General features: G+C 49.0%; 25 protein-coding genes and 1 tRNA gene. 8 read left to right on the top strand and 18 right to left on the bottom strand.

All coding sequences use genetic code 11. The annotated features are described in order from the left end of the window. Nucleotides 1-13 precede the first annotated feature (13 nt). The 5 genes from H6G89_RS04725 to H6G89_RS04745 form a co-directional block, all read right to left on the bottom strand. Nucleotides 14-301 (bottom strand): hypothetical protein, encoded by a 288-nt coding sequence (locus H6G89_RS04725; RefSeq protein ID WP_190504114.1) that lies wholly within the window; start codon nt 299-301, stop codon nt 14-16. 86 nt (nt 302-387) lie between these two features. Next, nucleotides 388-479 (bottom strand) — tRNA-Ser (locus H6G89_RS04730). A gap of 128 nt (nt 480-607) precedes the next feature. Continuing rightward, on the bottom strand, nt 608-2,098 hold the full coding sequence (locus H6G89_RS04735; RefSeq protein ID WP_190504115.1) for an aminobutyraldehyde dehydrogenase: 1,491 nt from the start codon (nt 2,096-2,098) through the stop codon (nt 608-610). Between the two features lie 206 nt (nt 2,099-2,304). Then, nucleotides 2,305-3,387 carry an ABC transporter ATP-binding protein gene (locus H6G89_RS04740; RefSeq protein ID WP_190504116.1) on the bottom strand — a complete coding sequence of 361 codons (1,083 nt, stop codon included), beginning with the start codon at nt 3,385-3,387 and terminating at the stop codon, nt 2,305-2,307. Next, nucleotides 3,384-4,166, bottom strand: a complete 783-nt coding sequence (locus H6G89_RS04745) for an ABC transporter permease (protein WP_190504117.1) — start codon at nt 4,164-4,166, stop codon at nt 3,384-3,386. Before H6G89_RS04745 ends, H6G89_RS04740 begins: the two co-directional genes overlap by 4 nt. A gap of 98 nt (nt 4,167-4,264) precedes the next feature. Between H6G89_RS04745 and H6G89_RS04750 the strand changes: the two genes are divergently transcribed. Continuing rightward, nucleotides 4,265-4,447, top strand: a complete 183-nt coding sequence (locus tag H6G89_RS04750) for a hypothetical protein (RefSeq protein ID WP_190504118.1) — start codon at nt 4,265-4,267, stop codon at nt 4,445-4,447. Nucleotides 4,448-4,506: 59 nt separating this feature from the next. Here the strand turns inward: H6G89_RS04750 and H6G89_RS04755 are convergent, their stop codons facing one another. After that, complete coding sequence (locus tag H6G89_RS04755) at nt 4,507-4,707, bottom strand: hypothetical protein (RefSeq protein WP_190504119.1); 201 nt, start codon at nt 4,705-4,707, stop codon at nt 4,507-4,509. A gap of 346 nt (nt 4,708-5,053) precedes the next feature. Here H6G89_RS04755 and H6G89_RS04760 point away from each other — a divergent pair, with 346 nt between their 5' ends. Next, nucleotides 5,054-5,404 carry a hypothetical protein gene (locus tag H6G89_RS04760; protein ID WP_190504120.1) on the top strand — a complete coding sequence of 117 codons (351 nt, stop codon included), beginning with the start codon at nt 5,054-5,056 and terminating at the stop codon, nt 5,402-5,404. A gap of 8 nt (nt 5,405-5,412) precedes the next feature. Beyond that, entirely contained in the window at nt 5,413-5,814 is a 402-nt protein-coding gene (locus tag H6G89_RS04765; RefSeq protein ID WP_190504121.1) for an HNH endonuclease, read from the top strand. A 116-nt stretch (nt 5,815-5,930) separates the two neighbouring features. Here H6G89_RS04765 and H6G89_RS04770 read toward each other — a convergent pair whose 3' ends face one another. The 3 genes from H6G89_RS04770 to H6G89_RS36345 all read right to left on the bottom strand — a co-directional run bounded on the left by H6G89_RS04770 (nt 5,931) and on the right by H6G89_RS36345 (nt 7,279). After that, nucleotides 5,931-6,245, bottom strand: coding sequence for a helix-turn-helix domain-containing protein (locus H6G89_RS04770; RefSeq protein ID WP_190504122.1), 315 nt, complete (start codon nt 6,243-6,245; stop codon nt 5,931-5,933). A 500-nt stretch (nt 6,246-6,745) separates the two neighbouring features. Next, nucleotides 6,746-6,961 (bottom strand): HNH endonuclease, encoded by a 216-nt coding sequence (locus H6G89_RS04775; protein WP_190504123.1) that lies wholly within the window; start codon nt 6,959-6,961, stop codon nt 6,746-6,748. A 132-nt stretch (nt 6,962-7,093) separates the two neighbouring features. Next, nucleotides 7,094-7,279 (bottom strand): group II intron maturase-specific domain-containing protein, encoded by a 186-nt coding sequence (locus H6G89_RS36345; RefSeq protein ID WP_190504124.1) that lies wholly within the window; start codon nt 7,277-7,279, stop codon nt 7,094-7,096. A 439-nt stretch (nt 7,280-7,718) separates the two neighbouring features. Between H6G89_RS36345 and H6G89_RS04785 the strand changes: the two genes are divergently transcribed. The 3 genes from H6G89_RS04785 to H6G89_RS04795 all read left to right on the top strand — a co-directional run bounded on the left by H6G89_RS04785 (nt 7,719) and on the right by H6G89_RS04795 (nt 11,928). Then, on the top strand, nt 7,719-8,093 hold the full coding sequence (locus H6G89_RS04785; protein WP_190504125.1) for a group I truncated hemoglobin: 375 nt from the start codon (nt 7,719-7,721) through the stop codon (nt 8,091-8,093). Between the two features lie 272 nt (nt 8,094-8,365). Beyond that, nucleotides 8,366-10,453 carry an adenylate/guanylate cyclase domain-containing protein gene (locus tag H6G89_RS04790; RefSeq protein WP_199336525.1) on the top strand — a complete coding sequence of 696 codons (2,088 nt, stop codon included), beginning with the start codon at nt 8,366-8,368 and terminating at the stop codon, nt 10,451-10,453. Nucleotides 10,454-10,473: 20 nt separating this feature from the next. Next, nucleotides 10,474-11,928, top strand: a complete 1,455-nt coding sequence (locus H6G89_RS04795) for a mechanosensitive ion channel family protein (RefSeq protein WP_190504127.1) — start codon at nt 10,474-10,476, stop codon at nt 11,926-11,928. 54 nt (nt 11,929-11,982) lie between these two features. On the opposite strand, the gene H6G89_RS04800 is transcribed toward H6G89_RS04795, so the two are convergent. The 4 genes from H6G89_RS04800 to H6G89_RS04815 all read right to left on the bottom strand — a co-directional run bounded on the left by H6G89_RS04800 (nt 11,983) and on the right by H6G89_RS04815 (nt 16,126). After that, entirely contained in the window at nt 11,983-12,444 is a 462-nt protein-coding gene (locus H6G89_RS04800) for an FHA domain-containing protein (RefSeq protein WP_190504128.1), read from the bottom strand. 375 nt (nt 12,445-12,819) lie between these two features. Further along, nucleotides 12,820-14,001 (bottom strand): RtcB family protein, encoded by a 1,182-nt coding sequence (locus H6G89_RS04805; protein WP_190504129.1) that lies wholly within the window; start codon nt 13,999-14,001, stop codon nt 12,820-12,822. A gap of 102 nt (nt 14,002-14,103) precedes the next feature. After that, a complete protein-coding gene (gene rsgA, locus H6G89_RS04810) occupies nt 14,104-15,210 on the bottom strand; it encodes a ribosome small subunit-dependent GTPase A (RefSeq protein WP_190504130.1) in 1,107 nt (368 codons plus the stop codon). A gap of 616 nt (nt 15,211-15,826) precedes the next feature. Continuing rightward, nucleotides 15,827-16,126 carry an ArsR/SmtB family transcription factor gene (locus tag H6G89_RS04815; RefSeq protein ID WP_309229597.1) on the bottom strand — a complete coding sequence of 100 codons (300 nt, stop codon included), beginning with the start codon at nt 16,124-16,126 and terminating at the stop codon, nt 15,827-15,829. A gap of 156 nt (nt 16,127-16,282) precedes the next feature. Here H6G89_RS04815 and H6G89_RS04820 point away from each other — a divergent pair, with 156 nt between their 5' ends. Further along, complete coding sequence (locus H6G89_RS04820) at nt 16,283-17,338, top strand: alkene reductase (protein ID WP_190504132.1); 1,056 nt, start codon at nt 16,283-16,285, stop codon at nt 17,336-17,338. 94 nt (nt 17,339-17,432) lie between these two features. On the opposite strand, the gene H6G89_RS04825 is transcribed toward H6G89_RS04820, so the two are convergent. Together H6G89_RS04825 and H6G89_RS04830 are read right to left on the bottom strand one after the other, a co-directional pair. Further along, the gene (locus tag H6G89_RS04825) at nt 17,433-18,470 is read right to left on the bottom strand and encodes a glycosyltransferase family 61 protein (protein WP_190504133.1); all 1,038 of its coding nucleotides are present in this window, start codon (nt 18,468-18,470) and stop codon (nt 17,433-17,435) included. Between the two features lie 12 nt (nt 18,471-18,482). Next, nucleotides 18,483-19,403, bottom strand: a complete 921-nt coding sequence (locus H6G89_RS04830; RefSeq protein ID WP_190504134.1) for an alpha/beta fold hydrolase — start codon at nt 19,401-19,403, stop codon at nt 18,483-18,485. Nucleotides 19,404-20,174: 771 nt separating this feature from the next. Here H6G89_RS04830 and H6G89_RS04835 point away from each other — a divergent pair. Next, nucleotides 20,175-20,759: a hypothetical protein gene (locus H6G89_RS04835; protein WP_190504135.1), complete on the top strand. Its 585-nt coding sequence runs from the start codon at nt 20,175-20,177 to the stop codon at nt 20,757-20,759. An 84-nt stretch (nt 20,760-20,843) separates the two neighbouring features. Here the strand turns inward: H6G89_RS04835 and H6G89_RS04840 are convergent, their stop codons facing one another. The 3 genes from H6G89_RS04840 to H6G89_RS04850 form a co-directional block, all read right to left on the bottom strand. After that, nucleotides 20,844-21,599 (bottom strand): HEAT repeat domain-containing protein, encoded by a 756-nt coding sequence (locus tag H6G89_RS04840; RefSeq protein ID WP_190504136.1) that lies wholly within the window; start codon nt 21,597-21,599, stop codon nt 20,844-20,846. Between the two features lie 64 nt (nt 21,600-21,663). Further along, the gene (gene dacB / locus H6G89_RS04845) at nt 21,664-22,965 is read right to left on the bottom strand and encodes a D-alanyl-D-alanine carboxypeptidase/D-alanyl-D-alanine endopeptidase (RefSeq protein ID WP_190504137.1); all 1,302 of its coding nucleotides are present in this window, start codon (nt 22,963-22,965) and stop codon (nt 21,664-21,666) included. Continuing rightward, nucleotides 22,962-23,339 (bottom strand): hypothetical protein, encoded by a 378-nt coding sequence (locus H6G89_RS04850; protein WP_190504138.1) that lies wholly within the window; start codon nt 23,337-23,339, stop codon nt 22,962-22,964. The genes dacB and H6G89_RS04850 overlap by 4 nt, the downstream gene beginning before the upstream one ends. Nucleotides 23,340-23,405 lie beyond the last annotated feature (66 nt).

The raw sequence follows: 23,405 nt of genomic DNA on the forward strand, positions 1-23,405 counted from the left end.
CAAATTTCTCCAATCACTTCCACACCCTTTCTGGTGGCTTTTGCTTACCCTTCAGGTAAGGCCCCCACTCAAACTTATCTCGGATCAGTAAATTGTCAGTCTCTGAAGCGATCGCTGCTGCCATCTTTAGTCCAACCGGATTAGCAGGTTTGTCAGTACTGATTTCATACGATTTGTAACGTTCTCCATCTCCTGGTCTGGGAGGAAAGGTGCCTCGAATAGACAGTTTTTCCCCTCGTTGGCGAATACTGACCTTTGAGCAAGCTTTATGGGACTCCTCTAGTCGCTCCTCAAACGTCATAAAATTGCCCAAAAATTTTACCTCAATCACCCCTAATTAGTACAGATCAACTAAGGGGAATTGAGGTCATTTGGCTAGAACTAAAACGGAGAGGGAGGGATTCGAACCCTCGGTACGGACTTTCGAACCGTACAACAGATTAGCAATCTGCCGCTTTCGACCACTCAGCCACCTCTCCATGGTGACGGAACATTATCATAACAGATTTGGGAAGCGAAGGAGAATGAAGACAGAAAAAAGAAGAGGGAAAGCACAAAAATGATGACTTTACCTTTCCCTCAGATTCTTTTCCTATCCTCTGCCCGATTACGAGTCAGCCTTGCCAAAGGTGGTGAAGTGCCATCCCTTACGCTGATCGCCTGTGATGTCAAAGACGACATGCTTGACGATCGTGTATTCCTCTAGCGCATAGTGCGACATATCTTTGCCAAAGCCGCTCATCTTGAAGCCACCGTGGGGCATTTCGCTGGCGATCGGCAGGTGATCGTTGATCCACACGGTGCCGCATTGCAGTGCTTTTGCCATCCGCATCGCCCGTTGTACGTTGAGCGTCCAGCAGCTACCTGCCAAGCCATAGGGAGTGTCGTTGGCTAGAGCGATCGCCTCTTCTTCCGTAGAGAAGCGTTTCACCACAAGAACAGGACCAAAGATTTCATCACAGACACAGCTAGCGGTCTGAGGCGGATCAACAATCAGCGTCGGTGGGAAGTAGAACCCTTCAGAAGGCACTTCGCCGCAGGTAATGACCTGAATGCCTTGCTGCTTTGCCTCTTCAATGAAACCCTTGACCTTGTTGAGATGAGCCTGACTGGATAGAGGACCAATATCAGTATCTTCGTCAAAGGGTGCGCCCACTTTCACCTGTTTAGAAAGCTCTGTCAGGCGGGTGAGAAACTGATCAAACACTTCATTTTGGACATAAATCCGGGTTGCAGCGGTGCAGTCTTGCCCAGAGTTAGCATAACCTCCCACCACTGCACCATGGGCTGCCGCTTCAATGTCGGCATCGGCAAACACGACAAAGGGAGCTTTTCCGCCCAGTTCCAGGCTCAGACGCTTGATTAAAGGACTGGCGAGTTCTGCAACCCGTCTGCCCGTGCGGGTGCTGCCTGTAAAGCTGACCATACCTACGTCAGGGTGAGTACAGATCGCTTCACCGACTTCGACACCGCCTGTGACGATGTTGATCACACCTTCGGGGAGTCCGGATTCAAGAGCAATTTCAGCCAGACGAATCGTGGTGATGGGAGTGTTGGGGGCAGGCTTGAGAACGATCGTATTACCAGCAGCGATCGCCGGACCAATCTTCCAGGCTGCCATCATAAAGGGATAGTTCCACGGAGTAATTGCCCCAATCACGCCAATCGGCTCCCGCCGGATCATGCTGGTGTAACCACCCGCATATTCTCCAGCGGCGGCTCCATCTTGACGACGCAACACCGCTGCAAAGTAGCGCAGGTTGTCGATCGCAAAGGGAATGTCTCCATTTACTGTAAGTTTCAACGCTTTACCTGCGTTCTGGCTCTCTAAATTCGCTAATTCTTCACTGTGGGCTTCTAATGCATCCGCAAACTTCAGTAGAGCCGCACTGCGTTCTCCATAGGACAACGCACCCCAGGCGAGTTGTGCCTGCTTAGCAGCGGCTACAGCGCGATCGACATCGGCTTTGCTGCCCATGGCAACGGTGGCAAACACTTTACCCGTGGCAGGATCAATTAGATCTTCGCTGCCCGTTGCAACCTTCTCACCGCCAATCACCATGGGGTAGTGAGCTAACTTTTCTGCCATTGAAACCATAAAAACCTCTTAAGAATATGAAGGGTAGAGGATTAAAAACTCAGAAACCTTACCGTGTTTTAAGTTTTGGGTCTGTATCTGAATGTGCTGATTGATCAAGCTTATATCTCAAAATGAGGTTTTGTGGGCGTACACCACTAGATTTAAGTTTTGTAAGCGATCGCTCACCAAATCTTGTTTACATTAGGGCGTTTCGCGAAACGCCCCTACGCTTGCTGTGGAAGGATAATGCAATCCTCGGCGTTCCAACTTAACGCGACGGCTTCACTTGTAGAACTGTATCCGCCTAACTGCGTTACCAGTAATTGCCCGATCGCCGTTTCAAAGCGAGACTCCAGCAGTTGCCCAATATAAGTCACATTGGCGGTTTTACCTGTAGTTTGATTGACTAAGGAAGTCGCAGCATTAACTTGAATTCGTTCCGGGCGAATCATCACCGTCACGGTTTCCCCAACTGGAGGTTTATCACCGGGAATCGTGGCTCGAATCAGTACTCCATTCACTTCAACCACCGCAACAGATGCATCAACTTGAGTCACCTTGCCGGTTAAGAAATTCGCTTTGCCAATGAACTGTGCCACAAAGCGAGAGGTGGGGCGATCGTAGATCTCACTGGGAGAACCGACCTGTTCTACCTGACCGTTGTGCATCACCGCCATGCGATCGCTCAGTGCCAGGGCTTCTTCCTGGTCGTGAGTGACATAAATAAAGGTGAGATTGGTTTGTCGTTGCAGATCGCGCAACTCCTGCCGCACCTCTTCGCGAATCTTGGCATCCAAGGCTGAGAGGGGTTCGTCTAACAGCAAGACTTTCGGACGGTTAATCAGGGCACGCGCCAGGGCAACCCGTTGTTGCTGCCCACCGGATAACTGAGAAGGACGGCGATCGCTCAACGTACTAATCTGAAACATTCGCAATGCCTCAGCCACACGCGGAGCAATCTCAGCTTTGGACACGTTGGCAATGGTCAACGAATAAGCCACATTTTCAGCAACGGTTAGATGGGGAAACAGCGCATAGCTCTGGAACACCGTATGCACGTTGCGACGGTAGGGGGGCAACGTAGTTACGTCTTCGCCACCGATGTAGACCTGCCCATATTCGGGGATTTCAAAGCCACCAATCAACCGCAGTGTGGTCGTTTTGCCAGAACCACTTGACCCCAGCAATGAATAGAATTCTCCCGGTCGCACATCCAGCGACACCTCGCGCACCGCATAGACTGGAGCCGAGCCATTGCCATAGATTTTGCTAACCCGATCCAAAAATACGAGGCTATCGTCCTTCATTCCTTTGTTCCTGCCCACTGGCTTAACAATACCAATACCGTGCTTGCTGTTAACACCAGCGTAGCGATCGCTGCAATTTCTGGGGTGATGTCAGTGCGTAACCGTCCCCAAATCTCCATCGGTAGGGTATTATCGCGTCCCGTCAAAAAGATAGTGACAACAACCTCATCAAAGGACAGCGTGAACGCCAGCAACGCTCCGGCAATCACCGCACTGCGAATGTAGGGAAAAATTACACCCCAAAACACCTGTCTGGGCTTGGCTCCCAGGTCGTAGGCAGCTTCCTCCAGACTGCGGGGAAACTGGCTCAACCGCGTGAAGATGGGACCCAACGCCACAGGCAAACCAAAGACGGAGTGCCCGATAATCACCGTCCACAGCGACAACCCAAACCCCAGATCTGATAGATATGCCAGCATCGCCACTCCGGTCACAATTCCCGGTAGGAGAATCGGTAGGTTGAGAGCAATGCGAAAGGCATTTCTGCCAAAGAAGCGATAGCGGTAGATGGCAAAGGCTGCCAGCAGTCCCAAAACAGTGGCTATGACAGTTGCGGCGATCGCCACCTGTACCGAGTTCACCAACGACATCTGCAACGGAGCATCGTTTGCCATCAACCTGTACCAATTTAAGGTGAAGCCCTTAAACGGCAACGACAAAATCCGCGAATCGTTGAAGCTCATGACCACCACAACGGCGATCGGCAGGTTAAGGAAGGCAAAGACCAGGAGCGACCAGATTCCCAGAAACCACGGTTTGGAGGGACGACGAGAGAGCATGGAAGAAGGAAAGAAGAAGAGAAAAGAGACGCGATTTATCGCGACTGTACGAAGAGGAATACTGTTACTACCGCTATTCTCGCAGATGGACAGTGGATGTGCAGCAGTTTCTCGTTTGGGGCGATCGCCGCGATCGAATTGATCTAGCAGGACGGTTATCGTTTGGGCAACTCACCATTCGCCAAAGCGGTAGAAATGCCCTCGTTGGAGTTGGCAGTTCGGCTCTTTTAGTGCTGCAACATGTCAACGCTAACGTGTTGACCCGATCTGACTTCATCTAGCGATCGCCCCAAAGGGGGGAACTGCTTCGCATCACCCCTTCACATCGCCCCCTTCTCTCCTATCGCTCTAACACCGTCATAAACTTCCCTTGTGCAAACGGAGCAGGCACAATTGGCATAAAGTGAACGCGATCATTTACCAGTTGTTTTACATAAAACTCATTGATCGTGTGTTTCACCTGCTCTCGCGTTCCGATAATCCAAATCTGCACTTTTTCGGCAGGCGGAATGGGCAGACGTTCGTTGAACTCTGTAGTCATACTATTTGCCTCACTGAAGGAGATGAACTGTAGCGAAGAAAAGCTTAAGGCGTAGTTTCCTAACTACTTGTTTTGCTTCAGTAAGGCGATTGATCCTAAAATCAACACAGCCTAACCTCCTGCTCGCATCAGGAGTTAGGTTAGCTGGTTAGCGAGTGCTGGTAACACTCCTAATCAGCGTTATCCTCACCTTAAGCTTGTCTACTGGAAATCCAGTGTTTCATAGAATAATCGAAAGGGTGATTGTAGACAAGCGTACTAAGAGAATTGCTGTGCTAAAGCACTTCAAGAGGTCATGGGAGTTAGGTAAAGCTATAATTTAAGTCAAGTGATTTGAGCCAGAATCATGACTACAGTAGCTATCTTGCCAATCTCTGATGTTAACGGCGAAAGAGCCTACCGAGCGATCGCAGGGGACAAGTTTTCTGTCGGTAAAACCGCAGGGCAAGCTCTGGATGCCTTAACTGCTCAGTTGGATGAGATTGAATTCAGTGCGCTACTGGTTATCCAAAGTTTTCGTCCTGACCCATTTTTTAGTGCTGAACAGCAGGAAAGATTATCGGAATTGATGAACCTATGGCGATTAGCAAGGGATCAAGGACAAGAACTACCATCAGAACAACAAGCAGAGTTGAATGACTTGGTTGAAATGGAACTGCGAGCAGCAACAGCCCGTACTTCAGTGTTGATGCAGTAAGGAAATCCATGAATCCTTACTACACAGCGATCGCCCAACGTGCAAATCATCGTTGTGAATATTGTAAGGCTCCCGAAGTGGTTTTCAATTTCCCGTTTGAGGTGGAGCATATTGTTCCACTTTCCCGGCAAGGTTCCGACGATGATGCCAATTTAGCCCTTGCTTGTCGTTCCTGCAATCTGCGAAAAGGCAATCGCATCAGTGGATTGTCCTCTCGTTCCAACGTAGAAGCTCGTTTCTTTCATCCACGGAAAGCCCAATGGGATGAGCATTTCCAAATCAATGTTGAATCTGGCGAAGTTGTAGGGGTAACTCCCATTGGTGAGGTTACTGTGGAATATTTGGAGATGAACAGTTCTGCTCAAGTTGCAGCACGACAACTATGGATCCGACTGAATTTGTTTCCATAACCGCGCAGTACAACAATTGCGGTGCAAAAGTTGCTAGCAGCCGCTGACCGCAACCGTTGGGCTTCTTCAGTCCCTGGTTAGGGCAGTACAGCAAGGTTATCTGTGGGAGATTGAGTTCAGCCTACTTGTGCAATCACTTGACCAATTTCTTGAGGGGTTGCACCTGTTGCCAGCATTGCCCGAATCAGCAATTCAATAGAGACAGACGCATCACCATTTTCAGCCTTGGCAACACGGGGTTGACTAGAGTGTAATTTATCCGCCAGTTCTGTTTGAGTCATTGATTTTTGTCGTCGTTCTTTTAGGTTGCGACTCAATGCCAGCTTAATTTCAATGAGTGTTGTTTCTTCTGGCGTGAGGTCTAGAAATTCTGAAACTGTTCCAACTTTCCAGCCTTTGCCCTCTAGTTTTTTTCTCTTAGCTTCACCCACATTCCTAATCCTCCTGATCGTTGTCATACTTGCTCAAGCGTTTTCGACAGGTATCAACAATGCTGTCGGGTGTCGTTCTTGTTGTTTTGTTAAATACCTCAAGAATGAGAATTGCATCGTTATCAATGCGGTAAATGATTCTCCAGTTTTTACTTGCATCTCAAACCCGCAGTTCATGGCAGTGTGCCCCAATACTCGGCATTGGTCTTGAGTGGGGCAATCCTAAACTTTCGCCCGTTGCAATCGCCTCAACAAAACCCCTGTTTCTATACGTGCTTCCTGGCTAAAGGGCGGGGTTTTCACCTCCCCATGTAACCACACCAATGGTTTATCTGTTTTGCCCATGCATCTTTTATATCATATCTGATATACCCGTGTTAATTATCGCACCCCAATTAAACTCAGCAGGTAGATCGCTCCACCTGCTGGTCTTCAAAACCGGACATGAAAGCTTTCCCTTCATCCGGTTCCTCAATGTCTTGGTGTTTGTCATTCATACCTTATCTACTATCTTTAGCAGATTTAGCATCATGGCAATGACGATGGAGCAACTGGAGATTTTTGAACTCATCCAAACCGCCCTGAGAGCGAGGGATAATGTGGTCGATTTCCAGTAAATCTCTATCTCTAAAGAACAATCGGCAGAACGGGCAAATCCCCTTTTGTCGCTTGAGTAGCAAGACTACTCGTTGGTTGACTTGAGGGTGTCGTCCCATTCTGGTACTTCAGTAGACCCAATCGGCGTCATAGGGACTGCGCATGCCTTGCACTTTGATATGGCGTTGAATAGCCGTCGCATTGTGTCGAGCCAGTCTAATAATTGAGTCGGATGTTTTGGCTGCAAATGTCTATCCCTCCCCCTGGTTAATCAACCAGTATTTGTTGACAATCCAACTCTGGGTTTTACGGGGGTGACGGTGGGAAGCCCACTGAATGTTCTGTTTGTACAACCAATGATCCAGCATCGAGTAGGTGTCGGTACTAACAACCGTTGAGAAGTAATTTGATCTGCTGTTGTTGTTAGTACGGCACATCTATTTCAAGAACTTCTCATTACACCTCTGACAAGCAAAACAGGTTCATTACTGACAGAGGAGTTTGTGTTGTCTGAGTGAGCAGCAACAGGATTGAACGTAGCAACCGCCATCAAAAGAGGCGTGTACCTAGTGCCTGAAAGTTTGGTAATCAAAGTGATTGGTCAGTTGGTTCAAGATGATGCTGTTCAACTTGAGCAATCCTTACGAGAATGATTGTTTGTAAGGTATTCTAACCGCCACAGCCCAACCCTGCATTGGTGTGGACGGTACAGAGGTTATCGGTGAGTGTTCAAGGCTGTCTGCCACGGAACAACTTCACCGTTAGACGTTCTCTCCAAATGAGCAACACATCATTTTTTTCAATTAGTGAATATTTCAGCTTTTTACACCTGTCTCATGTCACATTGAACTCAATACTACTGAGGAGCAATTTTCAATGAGTACACTGTATGACAAGCTTGGTGGTGCAGCGGCTGTTGATTTGGCTGTAGAAAAGTTTTATGAGAAGGTCTTAGCGGATGAGCGAGTACAGCATTTCTTTGCTCAGACGGATATGGAACAACAGAAAAAGCATCAGAAAGACTTTATGACCTATGCCTTTGGTGGTGCTAAACATTGGGATGGTCGCCCAATGAGGGATGCTCATAAAGCATTAGTCACCGAGATGGGCCTGACCGATAGCCACTTCAATGCGATCGCCGAGGATTTAGTTGCGACCCTGGTTGAATTGGAAGTTCCCCAAGCCTTAATCGATGAGGTCGTGCAGATTGTAGGTTCCGTTGCTCATCGGAATGATGTTTTAAACCGCTAAACCAATGTAGCAGCAGTGAATCTACTCATATAGTCGGTTCAAGGTTGGTAGGACAAATTCCTACCCTTATTTATGACGAGTTGTACTTAGATTCCTAATTCAAGGTTCTTTTTTCTTTTTTCTCTCTTCTACAAACCGTCTGACTCGATACAATTTCGCAAAATTTTGTACCTTAGAATACACGCCACTGACCCAAATTACTTAGATGGGCTTCAGTGATGCTTCTTATGCAATGGCTTAATCGGCTGAGTATTAAATCGAAACTAATTGTTATGCTGCTGTCTGTCAGCAGCTGTTCTATTTTAGTCACCGCTTACTTAGGATACCGCAGTGGTCAATCAAACCTGACCGATCGCGTCTTTAGCCAACTGACAAGCCTCCGCACCTCAAAAGCCTATCAAATTGAGTCCTATTTCCAAACCATTCGCAACCACATTGAGACATTGAGTGAAGACCCTTCAGTGGTCGATGCAATGGAGGAGTTTATCGCGGCTCATCAGCAATTAGAAACGGTGCAGATACCAGTAACTGCTAATCAAGCATTAACAAACTATTATCAGACTGAATTTTTGCCTCGCTTAGCCAAAACCGAACAAGGCTCTCCAGTGTTGGATTCGTTTCTACCAGAAACCCTGGCAGGGCGTTATTTGCAATATCACTATATTGCCCGTAATCCAAACGCAGTGGGCGAAAAAGATGCTCTCGACAGTGCCAATGATGGCAGTGAATATAGTAGATTACATGCTCGTTATCACCCAATTTTTCGCAATATTATTGACAAGTTTGGCTATTACGATTTGTTCTTAATCGACTCTGAAGGAAGCATTATTTACACCGTTTATAAAGAAACAGATTACATCAGCAATCTTGTTACTGGACCTTACAACGAAAGCAACTTAGCCCGATTATTTGCCCAGGTACGTCGGGCTAAAGAACGCGACTACGCCAGAATCATTGACTTTGAAGCCTATGCTCCTTCCTATGGGGCACCTGCGGCGTTTATTGCTGCTCCAATTTACAACGACTCTGAATTTATCGGGGTATTGGCAGTGCAGTTACCTGTTGATGAAATCAACAACGTTATGACGGGCAACCAGGATTGGAGAAGTGATGGATTGGGTGATACTGGAGAAACGTATCTAGTGGGTCACGATTACCTGATGCGATCAGTATCTCGCTTCTTGATTGAAACTCCAGAGGAATATCTGCAAGCGTTGCGATCGCTTGGTGTGGATGACATCGTGTTGAACCGCATTCAGCAGTACAACACTTCGATCTTAGAGCAACGAGTTCAAACGGAAGGTGTAGAAGCCGCTCTAACGGGGCAAGAAGGCACCCAAATCATTCGCGACTATCGCAACGTTCCAGTGTTGAGTTCCTATGAGCCATTAGAGATTGATGGATTAGACTGGGTGATTTTGTCAGAGATGGATCTGGCAGAAGCATACGCTCCAATCTACTCGTTTCAACGGCAGGTATTGATATCGGCAACCCTATTAATGTTGCTCGTGACGTTGCTTGCAATGCTGCTGGCGTATTTGTTTGTGAAACCGATTAATCACTTAATTGCCAATGCCCATAGAGTCGAAGCAGGACAATTAGACGCGATCGCCACGTTAAATAACGAAGACGAATTTGGGGAACTGGCAAAGTCATTCAACGCCATGGTAGTGAGTTTGCGAGCACAAACCAATTTAGTTGAGGAAAAGAATCGAGAGAACGAACAATTGTTGTTGAGTATATTCCCAGCAGCGATCGCCAAACGGTTAAAGCGAGGAGACAAAAACATCGCCGAGAGCGTCTCAAATGTTGCGGTGCTATTCTCTGATTTGACTGGTTTTTCTAAGCTGACAGACTCTCTCACAGCTTACGAGATCGTCACAATCTTGAACGATTTAGTGACGGCATTTGATGAAGCCGCTGAACGCTACGGCATGGAAAAAATTAAAACAATTGGTGATAGCTACATGGCAGTCTGTGGGCTATCAGTTCCCTATTTAGATCACGATCGCCGGGCCGTTGATTTTGCCTTAGAAATGCAGCTTATCGTTCGCCGCTTTAGCCATGAGCGGGGCTATCAACTCAACATTAGCATTGGCATTAATTCCGGGGATATCGTCGCTGGAATTGTCGGTCGCAATAAGTTTATCTATGACGTGTGGGGCGACACCATCAATATCGCCAGTGCGCTCAAAACTGCTTGTCCACTGGGGGCAATTTTAGTGTCAAACGATGTGCATAGTCGTTTACAAGATCTCTACGAGTTTGAGGGTGTGGAAACCATGGTCGAAAATGGCAAGGGTCCCCTCAAGGCATGGCGACTTAAAGGCACACACCAACCTGCACAGGCTGAAGTTTAAGCGCAAAGATTTAACCCCCTATGCCACACACCGACTTTAACCAACTGCTTATCTGGGCGATCGCCCTGATCGTCGGGTTTCCGTTGCTGGTGATCATTCTGGGTGAATTGATCTATCGCTTGCAACGACGCGGCAAACCGTTAGCCGCAACTCTCCGGGCAGTGCGCAACCTGGTGCTGCCTGTGTTTGTGTTCATGCTCTTTGCTCAGCAGGTTCTCAAGTTACCACCTGACAATGAGTTGGTCAAAAGCATTGAAACATTATTCTGGATTTGCGTGTTGTATGCTGCCCTTTCGCTGTTTAACACGGTCGTGTTTGAGCAGGCAAAAGCAGATACCTGGCGTGCCCGAATGCCCAAGCTGTTGATCGACCTGTTTCAATTGGTGCTGGTGTTATTGGGAGGGGCGATCGTCCTGGCAAGCGTGTGGGATGCTGACCTGGCAGGGGTGGCGACGGCTCTGGGTGTGAGTTCCATCGTCATCGGTTTGGCATTGCAAGACACACTTGGCAGCATCATGTCAGGCATTGCGCTGTTATTTGAACGTCCTTTTACAGTGGGGGATTGGTTGCGAGTGGGCGATCTGGTGGGGCAAGTGATTGACATCAACTGGCGATCGGTGCGCCTGCAAACCTTTGAACGAGAAATGGTGATCATTCCTCACAAGCTCATTAGCAGTGAAATTGTCCGCAACTTCAGTCGTCCCCTCCGCATCCATGCCGAGCGGATTCGCATTGGTTTCTCCTACAACGACCCACCCAACTTAGCGAAACATGTGTTGCGAACCACAGCTTTGGAAACCGAAGGAATTTTGACCCATCCTGAACCACAAATTTTCACGTTTTCCTATGACGATTTTGCGATCACCTATGAGGTCAAACTGTTCATTGAAGACTACGGTGACCTGGAAGAAATTCGCGATCGCTTCATGAGTCGCGTCTGGTATGCTGCCCAGCGCAATAACCTGACAATTCCTTTCCCGATTCGTACCCTCTACCACTTCCACGGCCCCACCACTCAAGCGCAGGGAACGTCAAAGCGGTTTGCCGAAGGGCTACAAGCCATGCCGTCCTTTGTCCCACTGGATAAGCCTGAAAATTTGGACAGTCTATCGGATGGGATTACCTTGCAGCACTTTGGCACAGGTGAAACCGTGGTGCGCCAGGGAACAGTGAATAATGCCCTCTACGTCATCATTGCGGGGCAAGCCGTGATGACGACCAACCTCATCGGTCAGGACCATGAGGTATTGCCTCTCAAAGCAGGGGAGTTTTTTGGGGAAATGACCCTATTCTCTGGGGAAACCAGTCCCATCTCGGTTACGGTCGTAGAGGATCTAGAGGTGATGATGCTGTCTGCAATGGTGGTGAACCAGATGATTGAACGGCAACCCAGCTTTGCCCGCGAGATCAGCCAAATTTTGGAAACCCGGCGGCGAGCAGTACAGAGTATTCACCAAATGGTGACAGGAGTCTAACCCAACCGGAGTAGGACTTATGCCCTTAAAGCCTAAAACTTGAAATTCCTGAAATCAATCTGAAGCTGGAGCTTTTTCTGTGACAGATTCCTCTGGTGAGGCGATCGCCATCTTGTATTCCTCTACAGTTGCCGTGGGAAACTCCTCCAATGCTTTGGCAATTTGTGAATTAATGTTGTGGTTCTTTCGCAGGCAGTAATAAATAGCGTGTGCCTGAGAACCAAACACAATGCGATCGCGATCGCGCAGGTTGTGAACCGCAACTTTATTGCCGTTCACAAAGAGTCCATTCTGGCTTCTGACATTGCCCTCAATGTCTCCGTCCACAATGCGATAAAAACTGCGATGTCGGTTAGCAGGGATAAGAATTAATGATGCATGACAGCGTGAGGCAAATTGCGAAAAAATTTGAATATTACATTTTGAACTTCTACCAATGGAATAAATAGAAGCGGTTAAAAAAATTTCACGCTGCCCCTGATCATCCTCAAGTATCAATAAGTGTTCATTACTCATGTTTGAAAACGTTACAGGGATTGGAACACGACTTTTACTATCAAATCCAATATAAATCTAGCCACCCTAACAAAACCTGATATAGCAACCGAAGGGTTGATTAGGACGGGGCACAGGGGTGGAACCTCTGGCTGGGAGTTGTACCCCCATACCCCTTCGTCTCTACTGTCTCGACAGTTGCTATAACAAAGTAAGTCTAATTTAGAAACCGAACATAGCAGTCGCCCATCCGGAGGAAGCCAAAAAAGCAGGGTGATAATCCTGATTATCGCGTTCACTCCAGCAGGGAGACGGCTATGTAGTGTTCTCGGTAGATCAATACGTTGGACTAGAGGATTTAATGCACTAAAAGCAGGCGATCGCTGTTAACGTTTCCTAACCTTTGACACACAAAACCTGTTTTAGAGTTGCAACCACCTCTACCAGATCGGTTTGCTGTGCCATCACTTGGTCAATTGGCTTATAAGCACCCGGAATCTCATCCAGCACCCCTTTGTCTTTACGGCACTCGACCCCTTGCGTCTGCTGGATTAAATCATCCAACGTGAAGTGCAGCTTTGCCTTATTGCGAGACATTAACCGTCCCGCCCCGTGGCTACAGGAGCAATAGCTCTCTGCATTCCCTTTACCCTTAACGATAAAGGATTTTGCCCCCATTGAGCCAGGAATAATGCCGTAATCATCCTGGCGTGCCCGGACTGCTCCTTTGCGAGTGACATACACCTCTTCGCCAAAATGGACTTCCTTTTCAGCGTAGTTGTGGTGGCAGTTCACCTGGAGCAAAGGCTTCATCGGCTTTCCTCCTGCCAGATGCTTCTCCACCACGCGCATCAAGCGAGCCATCATCACGTCCCGGTTCATCCGGGCATAGTCCTGCGCCCACTGCAAATCGCGCCAATAGGCATGGAAATGGGGAGACTGTGCCACAAAGTACGCCAGGTCAGGATCGGGCAGAGCCGTGTTAGACAGTTTGGCTAACTCACGGGCAGTGCTAATGTGACACTGCGCCAGCATGTTGCCAATATTACGAGAACCGGAGTGCAGCATCAGCCAGACCTGATCTTCAGTGTCCAGACAGACTTCGATGAAGTGGTTGCCTCCACCCAGCGATCCCAACTGTCGCATGGCTTTGCCCTTCAGGTCTTGCACCCCGCGATGCAATTCCTTGAAGTGGTTCCACCCCTGCCAGTTGGAAACCGTTTTGTCTGCCGCTTTGTTCTCGTTGAAGCCAACTGGGATCAACGCTTCGACCTCAGAGCGGATCTTTTTGAGCTTGCCGTCGAGTTGGGTTGCCTTAAACGGTGTTTTGACCGCACACATGCCACAGCCAATGTCAACCCCAACTGCTGCTGGGATCAGCGCATCTTTAGTAGCTACGACAGAGCCAACCAGGGCACCTTTGCCCAAATGGACATCGGGCATCAGAGCAACGTGCTTAAACACAAACGGCAGCGAAGCAACATTTTTTGCCATTTGAGTTTCTTCCCAACCCAGAGGATGATCTGCCCAGGAGAGCACTGGGGTAGGGGTAGATAGGTTCAGTGATTCGTAAGGCATATCGTTTTAGAGTTCTAAGTTTTGAGTAAGGGGTGGAGGAGCGATGGAGTAGAGGGGTAGACAAAACCGACTCATCCACCTCCCACTCCACCCATGCACTACCTATGACCGCTGTTTGTAATGCGATCGCAAATTTTTGGTGATGCGTTTCCATCGCTCTTTCTCAACGAGTTGAGAACGCTGATCCTGTTGTCGAGACAGGTGATCCAGTTCTCGCTGCAACTTTTGATAGTTGGCAAAGCGACGACGATCGAGGGTTCCCTGAGCGATCGCCTCCTGGACTCGGCACCCCGGTTCGTGCGTGTGCTGACAGTCGCGAAACCGACACGCTTCAGCCAGGGCTTCAATGTCAGCAAAGGTTGCTTGGAGGGGATCATCGCCTGCCCAAACCTGGATTTCTCGCATTCCGGGCGTATCGATGATCAACCCCCCCGTCGGTAACCGCAATAATTCCCGATGGGTAGTAGTATGCCGACCGCGATCGTCCCCTTTACGAACCGCCTGTACCGCTTGAGTGTTGGTTCCCAGTAGTTGATTCGTTAGGGTTGACTTGCCCACCCCCGACGAACCCAGGAGAGCAACGGTTTGCCCAGGTTGGCAATAGCTTTTGAGAGTATCTAACCCCTGGTGTTGGGTAGCACTCACCACAACGACAGGGACTCCAAAAGCAATTTCCCCGGAGTGAGAACGGCTCTGCACCGCTTCTATCTGCTCCAGGACAGCGGCAAGATCATTACACAGATCGGCTTTGTTCAGCACCAGAACCGGATTTGCGCCGCTCTCCCAGGTCAGGAGCAAATAGCGTTCAATCCGACTGGGGTTAAAGTCCTGATCCAGTCCTGACACCAGGAACACAGTGTCTACATTCGCTGCCACCACTTGTTCATCGGTCGCACCACCAACCGCCCGACGCGAAAACTTACTGGTTCTCGGCAGGATGTGGTGGATGGTAGCCCGTTGATCGAGATGGAGTTGTTGAATCACCACCCAATCGCCTACTGCCGGAAAGTCGGCTAGCCCGATCGCCTGATGGCGTAGTTTGCCCGTCACTTCGGCAGTGCAGTCTCCCTGCTCGGTGTAGAGGGTATAGGCACCTCGATGTTCGACCGCAACCCGACCGACCGTGTAGGAGTGGGAGGGATGGGCATTGCAATATTGCTCAAAGGCGTAGGCGAAATGATCATTCCAGCCTAATTGCTCTAATTTCATTTAGTTTTCCTCAATGTGAATCTCTCGCGTCGAGGTTCACAGAGGAGGGTTAATCTCTAAGGAGAACCGATGCCTGAGTCTAGCCGTGACCCACAAGGGGAAACCGCTTCGCACCGCCGCTATTCCTCTGTAACCTCTTCAGTTGTGTAGGAGCGATCGCAGTGGAATTAAAAACCGACTCAGCCATAAAGCCTCCTTTTTGATTGCAAAAGGGGTTTGTGTGCTCAAAACACGCAATTTAGCAGACATGCAAGAGCTACACAGAAAGAATTGCGTTTTACGCAAACTTTTCTCAAAGTAGAGACAATCTCAAAGCAGAAACAAGGATTTGAAGTCCTTGCTTACTTATACTACAAAAATACTACAAGACAGTAATTACTGTCAACGGATTGGTTTTGGGGGTGGTGTTCCAAACCTGTTGATAACCTCTGTAAGACCCCCTGTAGTCTCCCTTATCAAGGGGGACGGCGACAGCCGGGGGTTAGTAGCAACAGATCTGAAACACTACCCTTCATCCTTTACCCTTCATCCTTCATCCTTCATCCCTTACCCTTCATCCTTCATCCCTTATCCTTCATCCTTCATCCCTCATCCTTCATCCTTTATCTTTTACCCTTCATCCCTCACCCTCGCCATTCACCTCTAGCCCCAAGCTGGCAAAACAAGTCGTCAAAAATCCTCGATTGAGGGAGTGATACTTGGTTTGTCCCTCTTTACGAACCTGAACGAGGCCTGCCTCGATTAGCGTTTTGGAATGGTGACAAAACAACGCCAGACTAATATCAACCCGATTGGCGATCTCAGAACCGCTAAGTTCCGCCGTTTGAGTCAATAGCTCGACAATTCGTAGGCGAGTGGGATCAGAGAGAGCATCAAACACTTTTGCCCTCTGTTCAATGTCATATTGAAGCGTCACAGGAAGTAACCACGCGATGAACAACCTCCTTCTATTGTATGAGGTTGTTCTGGGTATTGAAATAGTTAAATAACTACTTGACTAAGAATTGGTCATTCACTATAGTCTAGTTAAATGGTTATTTAACGACTTAATCCTCCACGACAAACCTACGCCATGAATACTTCTCCGAATCTTCTCTCCCCAGTCAAGCTTGGTCGTTATGAGTTGCCCAACCGCATCGTTATGGCTCCTCTGACTCGCAATCGAGCTAGTGAAGGGCTAGTTCCACATCAGTTGAATGCGACTTACTATGCCCAGCGAGCATCCGCAGGTTTGATCGTGACTGAAGCCTCGCAGGTCACCCCCTATGGAATGGGGTATCCTAACACACCCGGTATCTATAGCTCAGAGCAGGTCGAAGGTTGGCGATTGGTGACCGATGCCGTACACCAACAAGGGGGGCGGATTTTCCTGCAACTTTGGCACGTGGGACGCATCTCTGACCCATCCCTGCAACCCAATGGGGTTCTGCCGGTTGCTCCCAGTGCGATCGCCGCCGCAGATCACGTCACTCCTCGTGCCCTGGAACTCGATGAAATTCCCGGTATTATTGAAGCCTACCGTCAGGGAGCCGCTAATGCTCTGGCAGCAGGATTCGATGGGGTCGAAATTCACGGAGCAAACGGGTATTTGATCGACCAATTTTTGCAAGACGGCACTAACAAACGCACAGATGCCTACGGTGGCTCGATCGAAAATCGCGCTCGCTTCATGTTAGAGGTCGTCGAAGCCGTTGTTGGAGTTTGGGGTGCAGATCGAGTTGGCATTCGCCTCTCTCCCAATGGCACCTTTAACGACATGTCAGATTCTAACCCCACCGCCACATTTACCTATGCGGTGAAAGCTCTCAATCCCTACAACCTGGCATACCTGCATCTGGTTGAACCCCGTACGGGTGACCAGAACGACTTGGGTGCCCGCTATTTCCGCTCCATCTACAACGGCACCCTGATCTCGGCAGGCGGTTACGATCGCGACATGGGCAATGAGGCGATCGCCAATGGAGATGCCGACCTGATTGCCTACGGCAGATGGTTTATCTCAAACCCCGATCTACCCCAACGCTTTGCTGTTAATGCCCCTCTAAATCCGTACGATCGCGATACTTTTTACGGCGGCACTGAAAAAGGCTACACAGACTACCCCACGCTCAGCCTACAAACGGCATAATGGTGGCTCCATAACTTTAGTTACAACGAGGTAATGACAGAGGCAAAGGGTTAACGATGGTTTCGTTGCCTTTTGCCACTTTTTTGAGCAGAGGTTAGAGCAGTTGTCTTAACTGTTGTCGCAGGCGATCGCTATGCCAATATTCAGTCCCCGGTTCAGCCTCAATCAAAAGATGCTGTTGTCCTAAGTAATGGGCAGTTCTCGTCCAATAAAAGTCGCGAGGAGAACCCAACTCAATTAACATCGCGTTCGCTGGAGCAAACAATGTATTCGTAAAGCCAGACCCGTGAGGACCTGCCACGACTTCTGCTTGCTTAAATAAGGTCAACTGATCGACTAGAGATAGTTCTTCTAAATGAACAATCTCAAACCCAAACTCTGCAAAAATAGCTTCAATCTCAAGCAAATTGTCAGCACGCCATTTATCTTTGGGTTGTTTTGTACGGGAAATAAAAAATCGTTTGCAATTAGGAGAAATTGCCTCCTCAGAGAGATAAGGCGATAGCTGATCCAGTTGTTCCAGGTGATTGAGGATCAGGTCACGCAACCACATCAATGAATCAAACTCCTCAAAGACAGGACCTCCAAAATTCGTGTCCAACCGATTACTGGAAACCGTTAACTCACGGCAAATATAGGTAAACCCCCGGTCTAAACCCTCAAACTGCTCCAAATCAAGCCCCAACAAATCGAGAAATTGTCGATGATACGTTGACTCAGCCAGAGCGTAGCGATCGATCAATATTTTTTCGTGACGAGTGTCCAAAAATCGCAATCTAGGTAAACAATCAAACACAAAATGGTAGTAGTTATTGGTGCTGCCTAATAAAAAACAGGTGCGATCGATAAAGGCAGTATCATAATGCTCTAGCAGAAGATAATTACGATTTTGATAGCTATAGTGACCCTTAATGTAAATCGACTCTTTTTGGTCGTAGACATTCAAGAAATAATCTGCAATGCATTGATTCTGGTTATCTACAACAAAATATTCCTCAGGAAAGACCTTTGCTAAGACCAGTTCTCGCACAGCCGTTTGAGAATTGGATGGGGCAACATTGGAGCGATCATCTGCAATTGGAGTGTCTGCAATTTGATGTAGCCAGGTTAGAGGATGAATGTTGATATGCATACTGTATTCCTGTTACCCATCAAAGGCGTTGAGGAACTTTCGGATCAATCCAATCGTCACAGCAGGTAGTTCCAGTTGAGGAGTGAGTCCAACGTCGTCCAGTACTTCTAGAAACCTCACCGCTTGAGGATTCAGGGCTGCAAGGCGACGTCCGATATCGGGACCCGTAAATTGTGACTGTTGTCCCCAAATCATCCCTGTGGGAACAGTCAATTGTGTGATGTGTTGTGCTAAGTCAAAACATAAGTCTCCTCTGACAAACGACAGAGCCGCGTATTCTGCATTCGGTTCTAGAGCCGACGATAGGTATGCCTCGACCATTTCCTGGGAAATGCGATTGGGTTTAGCAAACTGACGCTGTTCCAGGAAAGAACGAATTCCTAATTCAGTCGCGATACCTGTTTGATAGAGCAGCCGATCCAGTATTGGAGTACTGACCAACTGAGCAAAAAAGCTGCGCGTGTAGTCATTCCCAAAATCTGATAACCCGGATGGGGTTGTCACAATTAAGGCTCGAAAGAGATGAGGATGAGCGATCGCCACGCGAATCGTCAACGCTGCCGTCAGCGAAGAAGCGATAACTGTGACAGGGCGATCGCAAATGGCTTCTAAAAACTCACGAATCGTCGTGAGGTAGTCATCAATCTGGTAATTTCGCGCAGGATGGTCTGACCGCCCCCACCCGATCAAATCGGGTGCAACAATGCGGTATTCACTGGCAAATGCCGGATAGACCTTTGACCACTCATAGGCAGATGAGCCACCTCCAAACCCATGGAGAAAAACCAGCGTATCTGGAATCGTTTCCTGGTCTTCTTCCCAGGAAGTTGCCGTGGCGGTGTAATACACCATCTTTCCTAAGCTCGTGGAAATGGAGCGATATGAAGCAGTTCCCCCAGTAGGGTTATTGCATAAACCAGTTGGTTGCAACATATTAAAATCCTAGATTCTCTAAAAATTCCATGGCAACTACCGAGACGGTTCAGACAAGGAATATGGGGGCTTTGTCTCCAACGGGGAGTTACACCCCTAAACTCCACGCAACCAATTCTTTGGTTGCTATTAATTCTTTGGTCAACCCCTCGCATAAATGGAGAGATTGCAACATAATAAAAACTGTAAAGGAACGATGAACTAGGGTGTCGTTAGGTTAAAGTTTTGGTGAAGTATTTTGGTTGCATACAGGTTAACCTTAGGCAAATACTGAGCTAGAAAACGTTTTCTCCCAGGCGAATTGTCAAAAAGGGTGCACTGTGAACGCCGGGGTATGGATTAAATCAGGGATAATACGAATGGGGGGTTAGACCCCACACGCAGAAACATTGGGTTAAGCTTACATACTTTCCCAACTACATACTTTTCAGGGATAGCATCGACGCTGCGTGTTGATCAACTTATGACAATCGGTCATCATTGACCTCCCGTCTCAGAATGTATCAGTAATCTAGCCGATCGGGGCGAACCGTCTGATATTTCAGTCAGATTCCGACTCTGTGGTTTTTACTGAATTTCTTGAGAAAGTTTTCTTGAAAATGTCCGGATGCTCAGTTGGCTTGGCTGCTTCGATGTGTAGTGCTTTTGTAAACTACAACTTTCAATGGTGAAGTTAACCAATGCCAGTGCATCAGCCTTAGGGCAGATAGGGCTGGCGGATAGTGGGGTTAATTCAGCCAATCAGCTAAGGGAAGCATGTTTGGGGGATCTATGACGAAGTTATATCAACAAAAACTTGAACACACGCTAGCCTCAAATCAATCTCACCCTCCTAAGGTGGAGTTTGCAGAAGCCCAGGCTTCCATACCGTTCCTGGTTCAACCGCTTGATGAGTGCGGTTCTGAACTGGCAACTCGTCCCCTACCGACGTGTGTTCGGCTTGACATGGAAGACTTGGAATCCTTTGAAGTGGTTCATGACCAATTTAAGGATCTGGGAGTGACGTTTACCAATGCAGTCGCGTTGACCCCTTCTAATCCAGCGTATCCAACCCGTTCTGGCAACAAAGTGCTGATTGGCGCACCCAAAAGTGGTTGGTTAGAGGCAACTTTCCTCAAGCCAGTACGGTTTGTAGGCGGGTTTGTCACCAGTTCTCGCTGTGCCGTGTTGGCTGCTTTTGATCACGAGAATAAGCCCGTTGCCCAAGCTAAAAGTACTTCTGCTAACTTGAATGTTCCTGGTTCCAAGTTGCCCCCCAATGTGCAACTGAGCCTGACTGGCGAAAACATCCATCGGATCAGGTTTTATTCCTTTGATGGTCAAATGACCGTGGATGATTTTAGCTTCAGTTTCTAATCTCTCTGCTCCCGCTTACATCCCACTGGGCGGACAGTACAGCTGTAGCCGCATTCGATGGGGTGGAGGCGAGGCAGGCTAACGTTAAACCAAACCTTCTTGCTCAATTTGTTCAATCACCTGCAACCCACGGGGATCACCCACCTTCAGCATTGAGAGTTTGGCATCTTCACGAACGCCCATTTCTTCATCTTCCGCAAAGGCTTCGATCAGAGCGTCGATCGCCGTTGCATACACCACATTTGACGGCAGTTCTCGGCACAGTTGCCCAATGGACCAGGCGCAGTTGCTCCGTACAGCAGCGATCGGGTCTTGGCGCAGAGCCTCAATCAGTGGCGGAATTGCGCTGATGATGGCATCGTAGCTCACCTCTGACATCTGAGCTAAGGCGCTGGCAGCCCACAATCGCACCGCCGAAATGTCCGTTTTCAGGGAGAGGATCAGGGGTTCTAACGAACGGCGATCGCGACAGTTGCCCAACGCCCAGACAATGCCTTTGCGGACGTAACCATTCCAATCTTGATTCAGTTGAATAATCAGAGGCTCAACAGCTTCTGGACTGGGGTTACGTCCCAACGCATAGGCAGCACTCACCCGAATCAGGGGGCACACGTCTTTAAGCAGCGTAATCAAATAGGGAATTGCCCGCTCGTCCTCTAACTCACAAAAAGCACGAGCAGCTATCATGCGTTGCTGGTTGTCGGGCGCATCTAACAACGCCAGCATCGCATCTGGATTGGGTTTGGGTACTTCTGCTTCACTGACATCTCCCATTTTGTCTAATGGGCTTTCGAGATCCAGTTCCGCATCCAGTACGCTTAAGTCATCATCATCATACATATTGCCACTTTACAGCAGATTGGGAGACGCAGGGTGAATGGGATATTACGCCTTTTGATAGGGATTATCCACAATCTCTCAAACGACCTAGCAATAGTACGATTTCATCAATCGCCGGACGCACGGTTCGCACAGGTTGATCAAAGTGGTTGAGCAAAATCGCAAAGACCAGAGGCGAGTAATTGGGCGGGTCGAGGTAGCCAGAAAGCGTAGCAACTCCGCTGAGTGCCCCAGTCTTGCCCTGTAGTCTGCCCTGAACGGGGGTATCGCGAAATCGGTTTTGCAGGGTGCCCCGTGATCCGGCAATCGCCAGAGAGTTACGAAAAACGGTTGCATTGGGCGATCGCGCCATGCCACGAAGGGTTTGCACCAGTGCTTCTGGCGTTACGAGGTTGTGACGCGATAGCCCCGATCCATCTGACAGATCAATGCCCTGTGGATCGACCCCCAAGCGGGATAGGGTGGCTTCGATAGCCGCAATTCCGGCAGCTAAGCTGTCCTCATTGGGATTAGTGGTGGCTCCGAGCGATCGCAACAGTGCTTCGGCGTAGAGGTTATTGCTGTTTTGATTCGTTTCCACGACCAGGGTCGAGAGGGGAGGGGAGAGAACCGCCGCCAGTTCAGGTTGAGGGGAAGTTGTAGGAGCAGGGGCGATCGCTGTGCCTGCAACGGTGATTTGCGTAGCGTTGAGCACTCGCTGGAAGCGTTGCAAAAAGTGTTGTGTCGGATTGGGGACTGATCGCTCTCCAATCGCATTTTGATTCAGGATCAAGCTGTTGACCGGAGCACCGTAGTCGGTCTGGGTGTCTGACAGTTCCCAGTTGGGATTGGTGAAATCGCCTTTGAAGTGTGTATCGTCTGCGATCAGGCGATCGAGACGAGTGATGCCCCGTTGCCGTAATTGCTGCGCCAGTTGTTGCAGTTGCGCCTCGGTCAGGCTCGGATCACCCCGTCCCACCACACGGGCGATCGCCCCCGTTTGAGAAGGCACTTGATAAACCGATGTCCGCATTTGAAACCTGGCTCCCAACCGTTCCAATGCGGCTGCTGTAGTCAGCACTTTGACATTTGACGCGGGGATAAAAAATCGCTGTGCCTCCTGAGCAAACAGGGTTTCCCCGGTGTCTAGCCGCTGTACCAAAATGCCCCAGCGCGATCGCTGGAGATTGGGACGGTTGGCGATCGCTGCGATTTGACCTGACAGTTGAGCCGGACAGATGCCCGTTGCCTGGGCGATCAGGTGCGTGTCCGAAGTGGCAGGGGAGGGTCGCTCACGAGTGGAAGGCATGACCTCAGCCTGTACGCCCAATGCCCAGAGGCTCAAGCACCCGCCCAGTACACCAGCAATCCACTTCGACCCGTTCATGAGAGCTTTTCTTCTAGCGGTCTGCAAAAGTCATCTATTCCTGTTTTCAAGACGAACAACACAATCGGAACTGCCAGGTCAATCGAGATACCGGCTTCGGTGGTGAGCGATCGCACAGCCATTGCGACCTGACGAGTCTCTAGTGCAGTTCTAATCGTTGATCCACAGAGGGCAGTGCGCCATCGTTTTGCGACACTCTCTAGCCATTGATCAGAGCGATCGGGTTCTTGCCCGGTTCGCAGAGCCAGCACGATCGCTGCATCTTCCAGATCGCCATCGCAATCCTCAACCACCTCCAGAGCACGCAAAGCATCCGCATCATCGGCTAGAGCGGTGCGATATTCATCAACTTCGATCGCTGTCAGAGTTACCATGCCTTACCTGATGTCAACGCTCACCTCAACACTATTGCATCATTATCTCTGCTGAAACCTAACCAA

The sequence above is a fragment of the Oscillatoria sp. FACHB-1407 genome, assembly GCF_014697545.1.
GTDB lineage: Bacteria > Cyanobacteriota > Cyanobacteriia > Elainellales > Elainellaceae > FACHB-1407.